17 protein-coding genes and 1 pseudogene are annotated in these 16,758 nt (G+C 68.7%); 10 read left to right on the forward strand and 8 right to left on the reverse strand.

All coding sequences use genetic code 11. The features are described from left to right. The first annotated feature begins 65 nt into the window (after positions 1-65). From dnaN to ABN401_RS12890, 4 genes and pseudogenes are all read left to right on the forward strand, one after another. Complete coding sequence (gene dnaN / locus ABN401_RS12875) at positions 66-1,184, forward strand: DNA polymerase III subunit beta (protein ID WP_349685261.1); 1,119 nt, start codon at positions 66-68, stop codon at positions 1,182-1,184. 80 nt (positions 1,185-1,264) lie between these two features. Next, positions 1,265-1,756, forward strand: a complete 492-nt coding sequence (locus ABN401_RS12880; RefSeq protein ID WP_349685262.1) for a hypothetical protein — start codon at positions 1,265-1,267, stop codon at positions 1,754-1,756. Beyond that, positions 1,746-2,019 (forward strand): annotated as a pseudogene (locus ABN401_RS16415) (YdeI/OmpD-associated family protein); the annotation flags it as partial. The gene ABN401_RS12880 and the pseudogene ABN401_RS16415, both read left to right, overlap by 11 nt. 39 nt (positions 2,020-2,058) lie before the next feature. Further along, positions 2,059-2,346 (forward strand): YdeI/OmpD-associated family protein, encoded by a 288-nt coding sequence (locus tag ABN401_RS12890; RefSeq protein WP_490424187.1) that lies wholly within the window; start codon positions 2,059-2,061, stop codon positions 2,344-2,346. Positions 2,347-2,350: 4 nt separating this feature from the next. On the opposite strand, the gene ABN401_RS12895 is transcribed toward ABN401_RS12890, so the two are convergent. Continuing rightward, a complete protein-coding gene (locus ABN401_RS12895; RefSeq protein ID WP_349685265.1) occupies positions 2,351-3,469 on the reverse strand; it encodes a lysozyme inhibitor LprI family protein in 1,119 nt (372 codons plus the stop codon). Positions 3,470-3,620: 151 nt separating this feature from the next. Here ABN401_RS12895 and recF point away from each other — a divergent pair, with 151 nt between their 5' ends. Beyond that, positions 3,621-4,769, forward strand: coding sequence for a DNA replication/repair protein RecF (gene recF / locus ABN401_RS12900; protein ID WP_349685266.1), 1,149 nt, complete (start codon positions 3,621-3,623; stop codon positions 4,767-4,769). Here recF and ABN401_RS12905 read toward each other — a convergent pair. After that, positions 4,766-5,989 (reverse strand): cation:proton antiporter domain-containing protein, encoded by a 1,224-nt coding sequence (locus ABN401_RS12905; RefSeq protein WP_349685267.1) that lies wholly within the window; start codon positions 5,987-5,989, stop codon positions 4,766-4,768. The two genes, recF and ABN401_RS12905, sit on opposite strands and share 4 nt — an antisense overlap. A 232-nt stretch (positions 5,990-6,221) precedes the next feature. Between ABN401_RS12905 and gyrB the strand changes: the two genes are divergently transcribed. Continuing rightward, positions 6,222-8,681, forward strand: a complete 2,460-nt coding sequence (gene gyrB, locus ABN401_RS12910) for a DNA topoisomerase (ATP-hydrolyzing) subunit B (protein WP_349685268.1) — start codon at positions 6,222-6,224, stop codon at positions 8,679-8,681. Between the two features lie 97 nt (positions 8,682-8,778). Here gyrB and ABN401_RS12915 read toward each other — a convergent pair whose 3' ends face one another. Then, complete coding sequence (locus ABN401_RS12915; protein ID WP_349685269.1) at positions 8,779-9,282, reverse strand: hypothetical protein; 504 nt, start codon at positions 9,280-9,282, stop codon at positions 8,779-8,781. A 122-nt stretch (positions 9,283-9,404) separates the two neighbouring features. On the opposite strand from ABN401_RS12915, the gene ABN401_RS12920 reads away from it, so the two are divergent. Continuing rightward, positions 9,405-10,313, forward strand: a complete 909-nt coding sequence (locus ABN401_RS12920; RefSeq protein ID WP_349685270.1) for an alpha/beta fold hydrolase — start codon at positions 9,405-9,407, stop codon at positions 10,311-10,313. An 8-nt stretch (positions 10,314-10,321) separates the two neighbouring features. Here the strand turns inward: ABN401_RS12920 and ABN401_RS12925 are convergent, their stop codons facing one another. From ABN401_RS12925 to argH, 4 genes are all read right to left on the reverse strand, one after another. Further along, complete coding sequence (locus ABN401_RS12925) at positions 10,322-11,089, reverse strand: hypothetical protein (protein ID WP_349685271.1); 768 nt, start codon at positions 11,087-11,089, stop codon at positions 10,322-10,324. Between the two features lie 58 nt (positions 11,090-11,147). Then, positions 11,148-12,419: a diaminopimelate decarboxylase gene (gene lysA, locus ABN401_RS12930; protein ID WP_349685272.1), complete on the reverse strand. Its 1,272-nt coding sequence runs from the start codon at positions 12,417-12,419 to the stop codon at positions 11,148-11,150. A gap of 168 nt (positions 12,420-12,587) precedes the next feature. Continuing rightward, positions 12,588-12,824, reverse strand: a complete 237-nt coding sequence (locus tag ABN401_RS12935; protein WP_349685273.1) for a hypothetical protein — start codon at positions 12,822-12,824, stop codon at positions 12,588-12,590. Positions 12,825-12,835: 11 nt separating this feature from the next. After that, positions 12,836-14,203 carry an argininosuccinate lyase gene (gene argH, locus ABN401_RS12940; protein ID WP_349685368.1) on the reverse strand — a complete coding sequence of 456 codons (1,368 nt, stop codon included), beginning with the start codon at positions 14,201-14,203 and terminating at the stop codon, positions 12,836-12,838. 58 nt (positions 14,204-14,261) lie between these two features. Here argH and ABN401_RS12945 point away from each other — a divergent pair, with 58 nt between their 5' ends. Continuing rightward, positions 14,262-14,888: a TlpA family protein disulfide reductase gene (locus ABN401_RS12945; protein ID WP_349685274.1), complete on the forward strand. Its 627-nt coding sequence runs from the start codon at positions 14,262-14,264 to the stop codon at positions 14,886-14,888. A gap of 150 nt (positions 14,889-15,038) precedes the next feature. Here ABN401_RS12945 and ABN401_RS12950 read toward each other — a convergent pair whose 3' ends face one another. After that, positions 15,039-15,365 (reverse strand): hypothetical protein, encoded by a 327-nt coding sequence (locus ABN401_RS12950; protein WP_349685275.1) that lies wholly within the window; start codon positions 15,363-15,365, stop codon positions 15,039-15,041. Positions 15,366-15,509: 144 nt separating this feature from the next. Here ABN401_RS12950 and ABN401_RS12955 point away from each other — a divergent pair, with 144 nt between their 5' ends. Both ABN401_RS12955 and ABN401_RS12960 read left to right on the forward strand, forming a co-directional pair. Beyond that, the gene (locus tag ABN401_RS12955; RefSeq protein WP_349685276.1) at positions 15,510-15,752 is read left to right on the forward strand and encodes a BolA/IbaG family iron-sulfur metabolism protein; all 243 of its coding nucleotides are present in this window, start codon (positions 15,510-15,512) and stop codon (positions 15,750-15,752) included. Positions 15,753-15,754: 2 nt separating this feature from the next. Next, a complete protein-coding gene (locus tag ABN401_RS12960) occupies positions 15,755-16,672 on the forward strand; it encodes an aldo-keto reductase family protein (RefSeq protein ID WP_349685277.1) in 918 nt (305 codons plus the stop codon). The last annotated feature ends 86 nt before the right edge of the window (positions 16,673-16,758 follow it).

Below are 16,758 nucleotides of genomic sequence, written 5' to 3' on the forward strand. Positions count from 1 at the left end.
GCTAGTGTCCGAAGTCCTTACCCGCGACCTCGTTTGAGTCGCCGCCGGACGCCCAAGAAGACCCCATGCAGCTGACCATCGAACGCTCCGCCCTTCTGAAGGCCCTCGGGCATGTGCAGAGCGTGGTGGAACGCCGAAACACCATTCCCATCCTGTCCAACGTCCTGCTGTCGGCGGGCCGCGACAAGCTGAGCTTCGCCGCGACCGATCTGGACATGGAGATGGTCGACGAGGCCGAGGCCACCGTCCAGGTCGAGGGCCAGATCACCGCCCCCGCCCACACCCTGTACGAGATCGTCAGGAAGCTGCCCGACGGGGCCGAGGTTGCCCTGATCTACAACGGCGACGATCCGCGTCTGACGGTCCAGGCGGGCCGGTCCAAGTTCAACCTGCCGGTCCTGCCGGCCGGCGACTTCCCGGTCATGTCGACCGATACCTCCGGCGTCCGCTTCACCCTGATGAAGGAGGATCTGGCCCGTCTGATCGACAAGACCCGCTTCGCCGTCTCGACCGAGGAGACGCGCTACTATCTGAACGGTCTGTACCTGCACACGGTGGCCGAAGCGGGCATCCCCCTGCTGCGCGCCGTCGCCACCGACGGCCACCGCCTGGCCCTCGCCGAGACCCCTGCGCCCGAAGGCGCCGCCGGGGGCCCCGGCGTGATCGTGCCGCGCAAGACCATCGACCAGGTCCGCCGCCTGCTGGACGACGGCACCGGACCGGTCGAGATCCAGGTCAGCCCCCAGAAGATCCGCTTCGAGTTCGGCCAGGCCAGCCTGACCTCCAAGGTCATCGACGGCGCCTTCCCCGACTACATGCGCGTCATCCCCAAGGGGAACGACAAACAGGCCGACATCGATAACTCGGTCTTCGCCTCGGCCGTCGACCGGGTCGCGACCATCTCGGCCGAGAAGAGCCGCTCGGTGAAACTGGCGTTCGAACTGGACCGCGTCACCCTGACGGTCCGCAACATGGAGGCCGGCCAGGGCGTCGAGGAGGTCGAGATCGGCTATTCCGAAGCCCCCTTCGAGATCGGCTTCAACGCCCGCTACCTGCTGGACGTCGCCGGCCAGATCACCGGCGAGAACGCCACCTTCATGTTCGCCGACCCCGCCAGCCCGACCCTGGTCCTCGATCCGGGCGACCCGGGCGTCCAGTATGTGCTGATGCCGCTGCGGGTGTGATGTCCGCGAACGGGCAGACCCAAACAGTCAGCGGAAGTCGAAGCAGTGCTTTGCTCTCACTCGGACTGGCCGCTGGCTTGTTGGCGCTCACCGTGCCGGTCGCATTTTCAGAGTTGGACTACGCTGGACGCCCGGTCACGGGAATTGCGCGCTTCGTGCTGCTTTTCATAGGCGGCACGATCCTCTTGGCGATGGGATTTGTCTTCCGAGAGGTGATTGCTCCCAACAACTTGGAGATGACAAGCGACGGATTTCGGCTGAGCCGCTGGAAACATCCGGTTCGCTGGAGCGACGTTCATGAGTTCAAGATCATCTACTGGAGGCCCCGCTTGGTCGGCGTCGGTATTCACTACAGCGATCGCGGCTTCGGTTTCCCGACCATAGCTTGGACTTTGAAAGCTGGCCCGGCCGCTGAGAAAGGCTCGGATCCGATTGGAACTTGGCATCGCAGGACCGCCGCCGGAACCGACGGAACACTCGGCGGACTACGATTATCGGCAAAAGACGCGGTGGCGCTGCTAGAGGGTTGGCGAATACGCTACAGCGCCTCGGGCAAACCAGATGACCTCTAGCGACAGGCTCGAACGGTTCGAGCGTGTTGAGGTCACCACCCGCGACGACTGGCGGGCCTGGCTGAGCGCCCACCATGGGCAAGCCGACAGCGTCTGGGTCGTCACATACAAGGTCGGCGCGTCCCAGCCCCGCGTCCCCTGACGACCTCGTCGAGGAGGCTCTGGCCTTCGGCTGGGTCGACAGCCTACCGAGGAAGCTGGACGACGAGCGGACCATGCTGCTTGTGTCGCCCCGAAAGCCCGGCTCCAACTGGTCGGCGGTCAACAAGGCACGGATCGACAAGATGGCGTCTGCGGGCCTGATGCATCCCGCTGGTGTCGCCAAGATCGAACAGGCCAAGGCGGACGGATCGTGGACCGCGCTGGACGCCGTCCATCGGCTGGAGGTGCCCGACGACCTCTCAGCCGCCTTCGACCGGCACCCCGGATCGGCCGAGGCCTTCGCCGCCTTCCCGCCCTCGACCCGGCGCGGCATCCTGGAGTGGATCGGCAACGCCAGACGGCCCGAGACCCGCGCCGCCCGGATCGCCGAAACCGCCGACAAGGCCGCACGCGGCGAACGCGCCAATCAATGGCGCGGCCGGGGATGATCCCTCAGTTCATCCGGTCCAGGCGCGCGGCCCGGGTGTCGTACATGATCTCCAGGCAGCGACGGCTGTCGCAGTCGTCGCGGCGGCGCAGCCATTCCAGCTGTTCGGCGCGCAGGTCCGCCGCCGCGCGCGGACCCAGCCCCGTCTGGGCCTCGGCATAGCGCCGGGCCATCCGCACATCGAGCCGCGCCAGCCGGTCGTCGCCGCAGATGGTGCGCTCGGCGGCGTTGCGGCTGAGGCGGCAGTCGAAGCTGGGGCCGGAGGGTGGCGGCGGTGGCGGACGGTCAGGCGCGCGCGACGAAACCGGCACCGGGTTGGCCTCTCGTCCCTCGGACCGGGCGACGGGTACGTTGAGGCGGTTGGTGGTCGAGACGCCGGTGTTCAGCTGACGGGTCGTCGACGACGGCGCACGGGTCACGGGCCGAGACGGCGCGGCCGGGCGGGCAACGGGAGCTGCAGGCGTGGCGACGCGGATCGGCTGGCGCGGGGCCGGCGCGGGTTCAGCCGGTCGGGCGGCGCGCCGGGGTTCGGCGACCTGGGTCGGGCGCGTCGGAACCACCGCAGGAGGCGGCGGGACCGTCGGCTCCGGCTTTGCCTCGACCGTCCCCTCGGAAGAGAGCCCCTCGACCGAAGCCTGGTCACCCTCGACATAATCGGCCCGGAGCAGGTCCGGCGGCGGCGGCGGCGCGGGCGGCGCGCCCAGCCAGTCGGCGATCCGGTCCCCGCCCCCGACCAAGGCCACCACCGTGCCCGATCCGCCCCGGCCCGGCTCGATCATGAAGCGCACGGGGTCCGACAGTTCCGACACCCCATCCAAGGCCGCGCGGCGATGCTCGGGCACGGCCCAGCGGGCCGTGCCGCCACAGACGGTCCGCTCGGCCACATAGTCCACGGATTCCAGCCGGGGCGTGTCCAGCGACAGGGCATAGCCGACATCGACCTCGCCTCCCTTGGCCGCGATCCGGGTCAGGATGGCGTCGCGCAGTCCCGCCCGCGCCGAGGCGCTGGTGCAGGCATCCAGCCCTTGCGGCCGCTTCGCCGCCATGGCCGCGCCGAGGGTGGCGACCCCGCCGACGCCCGCGACCGCCACCATGGCCGCCGCCACAACCCAAAGCCTGTTCATATCGCGCGCCCCGACGTGCGAACCGCCCCCACGGTCGGTCAAATGTGACCCTAATCCGGCGAGGGGTCCAGCGTAGCCATACGGAAGCTGACCACGGCCGGTCGCCCCACCCTTTCGACCCTCGGGCAAAGCGGGCTATCACCGGGCGGCCTTGATCCGTTCGCTGACCCTGACCGACTTCCGCTCCTACGCCTCCGCCCGGCTCGACGTCGGTCCGGGGCCGGTGGTGCTGCATGGGCCGAACGGCGCGGGCAAGACCAATGTGCTGGAGGCGCTCAGCCTGTTCACCCCCGGCAAGGGGCTGCGCGGGGCGACGGCGCAGGAGATGGGGCGGCGCGAGCCCGGCGAGGCCGGCGGCCGGGCCTGGGCCGTGGCCCTGACGCTGACCGGCCCAGACCCTCACAAGGATGGCGGCGACGAGATCCGGCTGGGCACGGGCGTCCAGGTCGCCGGGGCCGGGCGGCGCCTGGTCCGTATCGAGGGCGAGACGGCCCAGCCCGGCCGGCTGCTCGACCACCTGCGCCCTGTCTGGGCCACGCCAGAGCATGACCGGCTGTTTTCCGACGCCCGGGCCGATCGGCTGAAATTCTTCGACCGCCTCGTCTTCGCCGCCGACCCAGGCCACGCCGCGGCGGTCGCGGGATACGAGAAGGCCCTGCGCGAGCGACTGCGTCTGCTGGTCGACGGGGCGGAAGGGCGCGAGGCCGATCCGCTGTGGCTCGATGCGCTGGAAGTCCGGCTTGCCGAGACCGGCGCGCGCGCCACCGTCGCCCGAGCCCAGGCCCTGACGGTGCTTCAGGCCGCGATCGACGGGCGCTCCGACCGTCCCTTCCCCCAGGCCGATCTGGCCCTCGCCGGAGAGACGGAAACCTTGGCGAGCCAGGGGGCGGACGAGGCCACCCTGACGGCCTCCATTCGCGACGGCATGGTCCGGGCGCGGGGCCGGGACGCCGCCGCCGGACGGTCGTTGTTCGGTCCGCACCGCGCCGACCTGACCGCCCTTCACCGCGCCAAGAACCGCCCGGCGGCGGAGGGCTCGTCGGGCGAGCAGAAGGCCCTGGCGCTGAACCTGATCCTGGCCCAGGTCGGTCGTCTATCGACCGGCGGCGCCGCCCCCGTCCTGCTGCTGGACGAAGCGCCCGCTCATCTCGACGCCGACCGCCGCGCGGCCCTGTTCGACGAGATCACGGCCCTGGGCCTTCAGGCCTTCATGACGGGCACGGAGGCCGAGCTGTTTAGCCCGCTTCAGGGCCGGGCCGCCTTCGTCCGCGTCGAAGGCGGCGAACTGATCCCCGGCTAGGCCGTCGCCGGATTGATCTCGCCGTCCTGGCGCACGCCCGGCGGATTTCCGCCCAGCCGGTCCATGATCAGGAACACGAACGGGTTCAGCGAGATCGAGAGCAGGGCCGCCGCCAGGATCAGGGCGTGTGTGCCTTGCGTCAACGCCCCCAGCGACATGCCCAGCGCCGCCAGAATGAAGGAGAACTCTCCGACCTGCGCCAGACTGGCCCCGACCGTCAGGCTGGTCGCCCGGTCCAGCCTGAACGCCGAGGTGATGGCCAGCGCCGCCACCGTCTTGCCGACCAGCACGATCGCCAGTACGCCGAGCACCGCCAGCGGCTCGCGCCACAGGATGGTCGGGTCGAACAGCATGCCGACCGAGACGAAGAACAGCACGGCGAAGGCGTCCCTCAAGGGCAGCGACCGCTCGGCCGCATTGTGCCCCAGGGGCGTCCCGTTCAGCACCAGCCCGGCCAGAAAGGCCCCCAGCGCGAAGGAGTGGAACAGCTGATAGGCGATCCAGGCGATGCCCAAGGCGATGGCCAGCACACCCAGGGTGAACAGCTCCCGCGATCGGGTGTGGGCGATCCGCACCAGAACCCAGGGCAGCACCCGCCCGCCGACGAACAGCATGGCCGCCACGAAGGCGGCGACCTTGACCAGCGTCCAGCCGACGTTCAGCCCCAGCGCGCCCGGATCGATCACCGAACCGGCCGGCAGCACGATCATGGGCAGCATGACCAGCGCCAGGACGATCACCAGATCCTCGACGATCAGCCAGCCCACGGCGATGCGACCGACCTCGCCCTTGTTCTGACGCCGCTCCTCCAGAGCCTTCATCAGGACGACGGTCGAGGCCACCGACAGGGCGAACCCCATCAGCAGAGCCTCGACATCGCTCATGCCCAGGGCGAAGCGGCCGAGCAGCCAGCCCATGCCTGTCGCCGAGGCGATCTGCACCAGAGCGCCCGGAACGGCGACCTTCCTGACCTTCATCAGGTCGGCGGGCGAGAAATGCAGCCCGACCCCGAACATCAGCAGGATGACGCCGATCTCGGCCAGCTGGGGGGCCAGGGTCGTGTCGGCGACGAACCCGATCGTATAGGGCCCCACCAGGATACCGGCGATCAGATACCCCACCAGGGGCGATAGCTTCAGTCGATTGGCGATCATCCCGAAGGCGAACGCCAGCACGAAGGCCGCAACCAGGGTCGAAATCAGGTTGTCGGCATGCGGCATCGGCGCTCCTGGAGGCGGGCGGTCGTCCTTATCGGGGGGTGCTCCACGATATGGGACGAAAAGGGCGCACGGCAAGGCTGCAAGGGCCCGCCAAAGCTCGCTTTCGGCACGGAAAATCCTATATAAACGACGCATCCGGACGACAGGATTCGTTCGCCCGGATGAACAGCCCCTTCGGCGGGTCAGGCAGCGCGCGGCGTGGCCTTCGAACCTCGCCAACCCGGACGATTGAATGACCGACGAACCCCTGAACGACGCAGACTCCGGCCGCACCGCGGACACCGCCGAAGAGGCCGCCTACGGGGCCGATTCCATCAAGGTGCTGAAGGGTCTGGACGCGGTTCGCAAACGCCCCGGCATGTACATCGGCGACACCGACGACGGGTCGGGCCTGCACCACATGGTCTATGAGGTGGTCGACAACGCCATCGACGAGGCCCTGGCTGGTCACGCCGATCTGGTCGAGGTGATCCTGAACGCCGACGGCTCGGTCACCGTCACCGACAACGGCCGCGGCATCCCCGTCGACATCCACGAGGGCGAGGGCGTCTCGGCGGCCGAGGTCATCATGACCCAGCTGCACGCGGGCGGTAAGTTCGACCAGAACTCCTACAAGGTCTCCGGCGGCCTGCATGGCGTGGGCGTCTCGGTCGTCAACGCCCTGTCGGACTGGCTGAAGCTGGTGATCTTCCGGAACGGCAAGCGCCACGAGATGCGGTTCGAGCGCGGCGACACGGTCGAGAGCCTGAAGGTCACCGGCGACGCCCCGATGCGCGAGGACGGCCGCGTCCTGTCCGGCACCCAGGTGACCTTCTACCCGTCGGTCACGACCTTCAGCCACATCGACTTCGACCTGAAGACGCTGGAACACCGGCTGCGCGAGCTGGCCTTCCTGAACTCGGGCGTCGTGATCAAGCTGGCCGACCACCGCCATGCCGAGCCGTTCGAGGAGATCCTGCACTACGAAGGCGGGGTCGAGGCCTTCGTGCGCCATCTGGACAAGTCCAAGTCGCCGATCCTCAAGGACGTGATCGTCATCCGGGGCAGGAAGGAGAACATCGAGATCGATCTCGCCCTGTGGTGGAACGACAGCTACCACGAGACCATGCTGTGCTTCACCAACAACATCCCCCAGCGGGATGGAGGCACCCACCTGTCGGCTTTCCGCGCCAGCCTGACCCGGGTCATGAGCGCCTACATGGAGAGCTCGGGCGCCCTCAAGAAGGAGAAGGTCGCCCCCACCGGCGAGGACGCACGCGAGGGCCTGACCTGCGTCCTGTCGGTCAAGGTGCCGGACCCCAAGTTCAGCTCACAGACCAAGGACAAGCTGGTCTCCTCCGAGGTCCGCCCGGCGGTCGAGGGGCTATGCTCCGAAGGCCTGTCCCAGTGGTTCGAGGAACACCCGGTCGAGGCCAAACAGGTCGTCGCCAAGATCATCGAGGCCGCCTCGGCGCGTGAGGCCGCCAGGAAGGCTCGCGATCTGACGCGGCGCAAGTCGGCGATGGATATCTCCTCCCTGCCCGGCAAGCTGGCCGACTGTCAGGAACGCGATCCGGCCAAGTCCGAACTTTTCATCGTCGAGGGTGACTCGGCCGGCGGCTCGGCCAAACAGGCGAGGAACCGCGAGAACCAGGCGGTCCTTCCCCTGCGCGGCAAGATCCTGAACGTCGAGCGGGCCCGGTTCGACCGCATGCTGTCGTCCGAGCTGATCGGCACCCTGATCCTGGCGCTGGGCACCGGCATCGGCCGCGACGACTTCAACGCCGACAAGCTGCGCTATCACAAGATCATCCTGATGGCCGACGCCGACGTCGACGGGGCCCACATCCGGACGCTTCTGCTGACCTTCTTCTATCGCCAGATGCCCGAGCTGATCGAGCGTGGCCATGTCTTCATCGCCCAGCCGCCGCTGTACAAGGTCTCCAAGGGCAAGCAGTCGCGCTACCTCAAGGACCAGTCCGAGATGGACGCCTATCTGATCGAGGAAGGCTCGACCGACGCCGAGCTCGACTTCCAGTCCGGCGAGCGCCGCATCGGCAACGACCTGATGGCCCTGGTGCGCGAGGCCAAGGCCTTCAAGGCGGGCGTCGATCGTCTGTCCCAGCGTGCCCCCGCCTTCGCCATCGAACAGGCGGCCCTGGCCGGTCTGTTCGCCGAGGACGGCGATCCGGCCGCGCTCGCCCCGGCCGCCGCCGACCGCCTGAACCTCTATGCCGAAGAGGGCGACGGAGCCTGGACGGGCCAGCCGGGCCTCCAGGGCGCGGTGGTGTTCGAACGCAGCCGCCGCGCGGTCAAGGAGACCATCGTGCTGGAGGAACAGCTGATCCGCAGCCTGGACGCCCGGCGTCTGGCCGAGCGCGCTGCCGCCTTCGACAGGCTGTTCGACAGCCCGGCCACCTATCGGAGGAAGGACAAGTCCGTCCAGGTGCGCGGGCCCCTGGACCTGCTGACGGCCGTGCTGGACGCCGGCAAGAAGGGCCTGTCGATCCAGCGCTACAAGGGTCTTGGCGAGATGAACCCGGATCAGCTGTGGGAGACCACCCTGGACGCCAACGCCCGCACCCTGCTGCAGGTCAAGGTCGATCACGCCGACGACGCCGACGACCTGTTCGCCAAGCTGATGGGCGACGTCGTCGAACCCCGCCGCGAGTTCATCCAGGAAAACGCACTGGACGCGGCTGTGGACGTCTAGACCAATCGTCACATGAGTTGGCGCAAGACGATTGGTCTAGCTCTTTGTTTTTCGCATTCTTTGCCGCGAACCGGTGTCCACTTCGCTGGCGAATGCTCTAGGGCCGCCCCGCCGCGATGTAGTCCGTGATGGCGGCATAGGCGTCGCCACTCGGGACCATGTCCTCGCAGGCCAGTTCCTTGACCGTGGCGTCCAGCGAACCACCGCGCGGTTCCGACCACGGCTCGTCGGTCTGAAAGGTTTCGGCCGTCACACCGTCCTCCAGCAACTCGGTCGAGCTGATAACGTGGCTTTCGCCGGCCGAACAGCGCAGGCCGAAGGTATCGACGACATGGCTCAGGTCGGTGGCCTCGCCGGCGTTGGGTACACGCGCGATGCTGACCCGCAGTTCGTCGCCCTCGGGCCGGATGCTGGTCAAGTCGATCAGATAGTTGGATGTATTGCTGCGGGAGAAGACCTTCCACTGCGGCCCGGTCGGGGCCTCGGACGTCAGCGCCTCGACCGCAGGCGCGCCCCCCGTGGGCGGGATGTCCTGGGCCATAGCTCCGGCTGCCAGCCCCGTTATCGCCACCGCCGTGGTCAGCCTAGACACTGCACGCATAGACGTCCTCCCCAGGATGTTCACGACCCCGATGTTACACGCCCGTCACAGGCCAAGATCAAGAGCCGGATCACCGACCCACCGGTCAACCAAAGGCCGCGATCCTCGTTCATCCCTCCGCCATGACCCGACTGATCGCCCTCCTGCCCCTCCTCCTGTCTGCCCTGCTGGTCGCTCTGCCGGGTCTGGCCTCGGCGCAGGCGCGAGAACGGCCCTTCGCCTCCGAGCGGATCGTGGTCGAGACGCGCGGGTCGGGCCGGGACGTCATCCTGATCCCCGGTCTGGCCTCGACCGGCGACGTCTGGGCGCGGACGGCCGCGCGTCTGGACGATGACTACCGCGTCCACATCGTCTCGATCCGGGGCTTCGGCGCAGTGCCGCCGGGCCGCAATCAGGACGGTGCCCTGGTCGCGCCGGTGGCGGCCGAGCTGCGCCGCTACATCGCCGAGCGTCGGCTGGATCGACCCGCCGTCATCGGTCACTCCATGGGCGGGCTGGTCGCGCTACAGGCCGCCGCCGACGCCGGGCGGGATCGTCGCAATCCGATCGGCCGCGTCATGATCGTGGATGCCACGCCCTTCTTTCCCAGCCTGATCAGCCCCGGTGCCACGACCGGCGACGTCGAGCCCATCGCCCAGATCGCCTATCAGGCCCTGCTGCTGCTGGGCGACGCGGCGCTTCGGAACCAGCCGACCCTGATCGGGCGAGAGCTGGGCGGGGCGGCCGACAGCGTGTTCGGATCGCTGGGCTGGCAGGGCGGCGACCGCCAGGTGCTGGCCCAGGGGCTGTACGAGGTCCTGACCACCGACCTGCGCCACCGCCTGCCCGACATCGCCGCCCCCGTGACCGTCGTCTATGGCTGGAGCCCCGACGACACCAACCCTCGCGCCCGCCTCGACGCCCTGTTCCAGGCCGGCTACCGCAGCCTTCGCGCCCCCGCCCGGTTCGAGCGGATCGAGGGCGCCGAGCACATGGTCATGATCGACCAGCCGACGCGGTTCCTCGCGGCGGTGGGGCGGTTTTTGGGTTAGCGGACGGCTCAAGCGCGAGGCTGACGCCACGTCGATGTCGTCGAATGCCAAGGGCTCTGGCCAACATCGGCTCGGAGCGATTCAGCGAATGTAAAAGCGGGACTGAGATCGTAGGGGTCATCCCACTGGTCACTGAGGCCGTCGAGTATCCGGTAAGCAGCAGCCGCTGCCCAAGTGTAGTTGATTCCCGTCAGTCGCCAGACTGGCTCATCAAACCAAAATTCGTCCGCGTTCAGAACGGGAGTTTTGAGAACTTCGTCAAGCGCTGCTGCAACTTTGGGATCAACAACTGTCACATACCGGTTCAGCGTTGCAGCTGCCATACCTTTGATCTTGACGGAATCCTGCCTGAGCAGTTGGCGCCATTTCATTGCTATCAACGTCATCGTCGGCCTGTGCAAGAATGACAGCCGAGTGTTCCCATTCATGTCGATCCGCTCGTAAATTGGCTCCAGCACCTTGTCGCTTAGACGAGCATTTGGATATGCAATCAGGCTCAACTCGTCTTCTTGGATCGTAGACCTAAGCACTTCAGCGCAGTGAGAGAGTACCGCCCATGCGACGTCGCGAGCCTCGCGATGAGCTGGTATGAGCAACGGCCTCAATCGCTTCCGCTCGTTTCGAGCGTAGATTTCATCGACGGCGACCACTGTGAGAAACAACCCCACAGCTTCGGCCAGTAAGTTGAGGCCTAGCTCATACCAAATCCCGAGCAGCACCAACGCAAAGATGAAGAGTCCGACCAGGATCTGGGTCAGACCATCCAGAGTTTTCAATCGACGCCAGATTCGCACGCCTCAGATTAGCACGCCCTTCGGCTATCAGATCGGCCAGCTACAACCACCCCGCCATCGCCTCCCCCGCCAGCATCTCGTCGTAGCTCGGCCTCGCCCGCACCACGGCCCAGTCCGCGCCGTCCACCAGCACCTCGGGCACCAGGGGCCGGGTGTTGTACTCGCTGGACATCACCGCGCCATAGGCCCCCGCCCCGGTGAAGACGACCAGGTCTCCGGCCTCCAGCGGCGGCAGGGCGCGGCCCCGGGCGAAGGTGTCGCCGGTCTCGCAGACCGGGCCGACGATGTCGTAGGCGACCGGCTCCCCCGCCCGCGCCACAACCGGCTTCACCTCGTGGAAGGCGTCGTACATGGCGGGGCGGACCAGGTCGTTCATGGCGGCGTCCAGCACCAGGAAGCGGCGCCCATCCGCCCGTTCGGTGATCTGGATCACCCGGCTGACCAGCACCCCGGCGTTGGCGGCCAGCAGGCGCCCAGGCTCGAACGCTGCCTCCACGTCCAGCCCCTCCAGCACCCGCGCCGTCATGGCGGCATAGTCGGTCGGGCTCGCGGTCTCCGCCCCACCCGAATAGGGCACGCCCAGCCCCCCGCCGAGGTCCAGCCGCGTGACCGACAGCCCCTGCCCGCGCAGCGTCCGCGTAATCTCGGCCAGCAGCCGGAAGGCCGCCTCCAAGGGGCTCAGGTCGGTGATCTGGCTGCCGATGTGACAGGCCAGGCCCACCGGCGTCACATGCGGGCTGGCCGAGGCGCGGGCGTAGAGCGCCATGGCCTCGTCGGCCGGGACGCCGAACTTGTCGCCCTCTCCGCCCGTGGTGATCTTGGCGTGGCCGCCCGCGCCGATCCTGGGGTTCACGCGGATGGCGATCTCGGGCGACGCGGACTTGGAAGCCGCCACCGCGATCAGCCGGTCCAGCTCGGCCGGGCTCTCGACGTTGATCTGGCGCACGCCGGCCGAGAGGGCGAAGGCCAGTTCACGGTCGGTCTTGCCGACGCCGGAGAAGATGATGCGGTCGGCGGGCACGCCCGCCTTCAGCGCCCGGCGGATCTCGCCCTCCGACACGGTATCGGCACCGCAGCCCAGTTTCGCCAGGGTCGCCAGCACCGACAGGTTGGAGTTGGCCTTGACCGCGAAGGCGATCAGAGCGCCGTTCAGCGGCGCGCGGGCGTCCAGCGCCTGGCGCAGCACGCGATAGTGCCGGGTCAGGGTCGCGGTCGAATAGACATAGACCGGCGTGCCCACGGCCTCTGCCAGGTCGGCCAGGGGCACGTCCTCGGCATGGAGCGCGCCGTCGCGGTAATCGAAGTGGTCCAAGCGTGGCCGTCCTTTTGCGACAATCCTCCCACGCAAAGCGGGGGAGGGGGACCAGCCGGAGGCTGGTGGAGGGGGCGGACGCGCACGCCGGTGTCTGGGGCCGCCCCCTCCACCGCTTCGCGGTCCCCCTCCCCCGTTCGCTTCGCTCCGGGGGAGGATCGATAGCGACTACTGCGGCTCCCGCCCGGCGGCGGAGGAGCCGAAGGGGTTCGACGGGCCGCCGTCGACCGGTACCTGGCTGGACGGACGGTTGACCGTGGCCGGATCCGGCAGGGCGCGGGCGTTGGCGTCGCGCGGGGCGCGTTCGGTCTCGCGCGGCGCCGGCGCTTCCAGATCGGCCATGCGGCCGCACGCCGAAAGCGCAAGGGCGAGGGCGACGGTGCCCAGGACGGGGAGGGTCTTCATGGCTTGATCCTTCACGCGAGACGCGTCTTCCAGTCGGCGATGCGCGCGCGGACCTGTTCCGGCGCCGTGCCCCCGAAACTCTGGCGGCTGGCGCAGGAAGCCTCAGGGGTGAGCACCTTGTAAACATCCTCGGTGACGCGGGGGTGGAGCGCCTGCAATTCGGCCAGCGCCAGTTGCTCCAGTCCCACGCCCAGCGCCTCCGCCCGCTTCACCGCCGCCCCGGTCACATGGTGCGCCTGGCGGAACGGCAGCCCGGCCTCGCGCACCAGCCAGTCGGCCAGGTCTGTCGCGGTCGAATAGCCCCAGCCCGCCGCCTCGGCCATGCGCGCGGTATTCGGCCTCAGCGCCGCGACCATCGCCGTCATGGCGGTGAGCGCCAGGTCCAGCGCATCCATGGCCTCGAACACCGGCGGCTTGTCCTCCTGCATGTCCTTGGAATAGGCGAGCGGCAGGCCCTTCATCACGGTCGACAGGGCGACGAACGATCCCATGATTCGCCCCGTCTTGGCCCGCACCAGCTCGGCCGCGTCGGGGTTCCTCTTCTGCGGCATGATCGAGGAGCCGGTCGTCAGGTCGTCGGGCAGGGTGACGAAGCCGAACATCGGCGTCATCCACACCACGATCTCCTCGGCCAGCCGCGACAGATGCCCGGCGCAGATCGAGGCCGCCGCCAGGGTCTCCAATGCGAAGTCCCGGTCCGACACCGCGTCCAGGCTGTTGCCCATCGGTCGGTCGAAGCCGAGGTCCGTCGCCGTCGCATGGCGGTCGATCGGGAAGGGCGACCCGGCGAGCGCCGCCGCACCCAGCGGGCTCTCGTTCATGCGGGCGCGCGCATCGGCGAAGCGACCGGCGTCGCGCCCGTACATCTCGACATAGGCCATCAGGTGGTGGCCCAGGGTCACCGGCTGGGCGGTCTGCAGATGAGTGAAGCCGGGCATCAGGTCGCCCGCATGCTGCTCCGCGCGGGTCAAAAGCGCGCGTTGCAAGGCCTTCAGCTGCTCGCCCGTTCGGTCGCAGGCGTCCCGGACCCACAGACGGAAATCGACCGCGACCTGGTCATTGCGGCTACGCGCCGTGTGCAGCCGCCCCGACGCCTCGCCGATCAGTTCCGACAGCCGCGCCTCGACGTTCAGGTGGATGTCCTCGAACTCGTCGCGGAAGGGGAAGGTCCCGGCCTCGATCTCGGCCTGGATGGTGTCCAGCCCGGACAGGATCGCCGCCCCGTCCTCGGCGCCCACGATCCCCTGGGCGATCAGCATGCGGCAATGGGCGCGCGATCCGGCCAGATCCTGAGCCCACAGACGCCGGTCCACGCCGATGGAGACGTTGATCGCCTGCATGATGTCGGCCGGGCGCGACGAAAAGCGGCCGCCCCACATGCCTTGACCTTCGGGCGACGGCGCGGCCTTAGTCTCGGCCGGGTCTTTGGAGTGGGGCATGAGCGGCTCGAAAAAGGGCGTCTGGATCGGCGGGGCGCTGGCGCTGGCCGTCCTCGCCGGAGGAACGGTCGGCACCCTATACGCCATGGGGGCCGGTCCTTTCAAAGCCGCGACGCCGGCCGAGGCCGAACAGAGCGAACTGGCCCGCTTCGCCGTCGGCCCGCTGGCCGCTCTGGAGGCCCCGGCGGCTCTGGTGCCCGCGCCCGACTACGTCTTCAAGACCCGCGATGGAGCCGACACTCGCTTCGCCGATTTCCGGGGAAAGGTCGTGCTGGTCAATCTGTGGGCCATGTGGTGCGCGCCGTGCCGCACCGAGATGCCCACCATCGCGACCCTGGCCAGCGCCTATGAGGGGCGCGACCTGGTGGTGTTGCCGATCAACGTCGACACGGGCGAGGACGCGGTGGCCGACGCCCGGTCCTTCATCGACGTGCACAATCCCCTGCCCTTCTATTCCGACACCCGCTTCCAGCTGCCGTTCGAGTTTCCGGGCAAGGGCAAGATGCCCCAGACGATCCTGCTGGACCGTCAGGGGAATATCCGCGCGGCCTTCTCGGGCGAAGCGGACTGGTCGAGCGCACAGGCCCGCGCCCTCATCGACGCGGTTTTGGCCGAAGGGGCCTGAGCCCTAACCCGCTCATCCCGGCGAAAGCCGGGACCCAGTGCTTTCGTAAGGCACTGCCTGCTGGACTGGCCTTCACGACCCTCTCATCCGCTCATCGCCCAAAGAACTGGGTCCCGGCTTTCGCCGGGATGAGCGGGAGGGGATGAGACCTTATTGCTCGGCCGGTGGGGTCGCGCCCGGACGGCCTTCGGCAGCGGCCTCGGCTTGGTTTTCTTCCAGCTTGTCGGCGAGGTTGCCCGCGCCTTCCTCGACGGCCTGGGCCGCCTTCATGGCACCGGACTCCAGCACCTCGCCGGCGGCGGCGGCGCCTTCCTGAAGCTCTTCGCCCGCTTCGGAGGCGGCGGCTTCCGCGTTGTCACCGGCGGCGTCGGCCTCGGCGGCGGTCTGGTCCTGTTCGGCCTCGGTGCAGGCGACGACGCCCGCCGACAGGGCCGCGATGGCGGACAGGGCGAGGACGGACGGAAGACGGATGCGCATGGGAAACCCCCGGTGAAGCTGTGGAACCTTAGCCGTGAACGCGGACCGATCCATTCGGTTGCGAGCGGGCGATCGCCGGGCGTAGTGGCCCATTAAGGTTTACGGGGCATCCTGCCGGCTGAACCTGCGGAGCCCTCCGTTTCCATGCCCATGCCCGTCGAAACGCTGCACGCCTGCCTGGCCGAGGCCTTTCCCGACGCCGAGATCGTGATCGACGACCTGGCGGGCGACGGCGACCACTATCGCGCGCGCATCGTCTCGGCGGCGTTCCAGGGCCTGCCCCGTATCCGGCAACACCAGCTGGTCTATGCGGCGCTCAAGGGCCGGATGGGTGGCGAACTCCATGCCCTGGCGCTGGAAACCTCCGCCCCGGCCAAGGGAGACTGACGATGCGATACCGCCCCTTCGGCGCCTCTGGCGGCGCCGTTTCCAGCCTGACGCTCAGCCTGGGGACCGACGGTCTCGCGCGCGGCGTCGAGGCGGCCAGCGGCCTGATCTATTCGGCGCTGGAGGCGGGCATCAACTCCTACCGGCTGGAGACCGCCGACCCGGTTCTGGCCGAGGTGGTCGGCCAGGCGCTGTCGAACGTGGACCGCAAGCTGCTGCACGTCAGCCTGCAACTGGGCGCCGGCGATGGCCGCAAGGGCTCGGCGCGCGACTTCTCGGCAGAGGGGATGACGGGCGCGATCGATCGCTGCCTGCACGTCTCGGGGCTGGGCTGGTTCGACCTCGCGCTCCTGGAAGAGCCCGGCGAGCATGAACTGCCCCAGGACTCTCTGACGGCGCTCAAGGCCCTGCGCGCCACCGAACGGGTCCGCTATCTGGGCGTGGCTGGGGATGGCGAGGTCATGGACGCCTATGTCTCGACCGGCGCCTTCGACGTTCTGGCGACGCCCTTCCATGTCAATGTCGACTGGCGGGTCCGCAGCCGCATGCGGGCGGCGCGCGAACAGGACATGGTCATCCTGGCCTACGACTATTTCCCCGAGGCCCTGAACACCGACAAGAAGGCCGCGACCGCCCATCAGCCGGTCAAGAAGGGCCTGTTCGGCTTCGGCGGTGGCAAGCCCGACCGGTCCAGGGAGGACCCCCTGTCCGGCGCGGGCACCTTCGCCTTCCTGCACCGCACCCCCAACTGGACGGCCGAGGCCATCTGCCTGGCGCACGCCATGACCGACCCGGCCGTCGCCAGCGTCCTGATCCGCGCCGACAGCGAGGACCGGCTGGCGGTCCTGGCCGCCGTGCCCGAGCGGGACATGCCCCCCGGCCTCTCCGCCCAGATCGAGATGGCAAGGGTCGCGGCCTGAAACACGGCTCGACTCGCGACGGCGTGATCGCCCGCGACCTTGACCCGCCTGCCTGCGGTGCATAGCTGACGGCCGCACACGAAAGG

Source organism: Brevundimonas aurifodinae (assembly GCF_040195595.1).
In the GTDB taxonomy this organism is placed as follows: Bacteria; Pseudomonadota; Alphaproteobacteria; order Caulobacterales; family Caulobacteraceae; genus Brevundimonas; species Brevundimonas aurifodinae.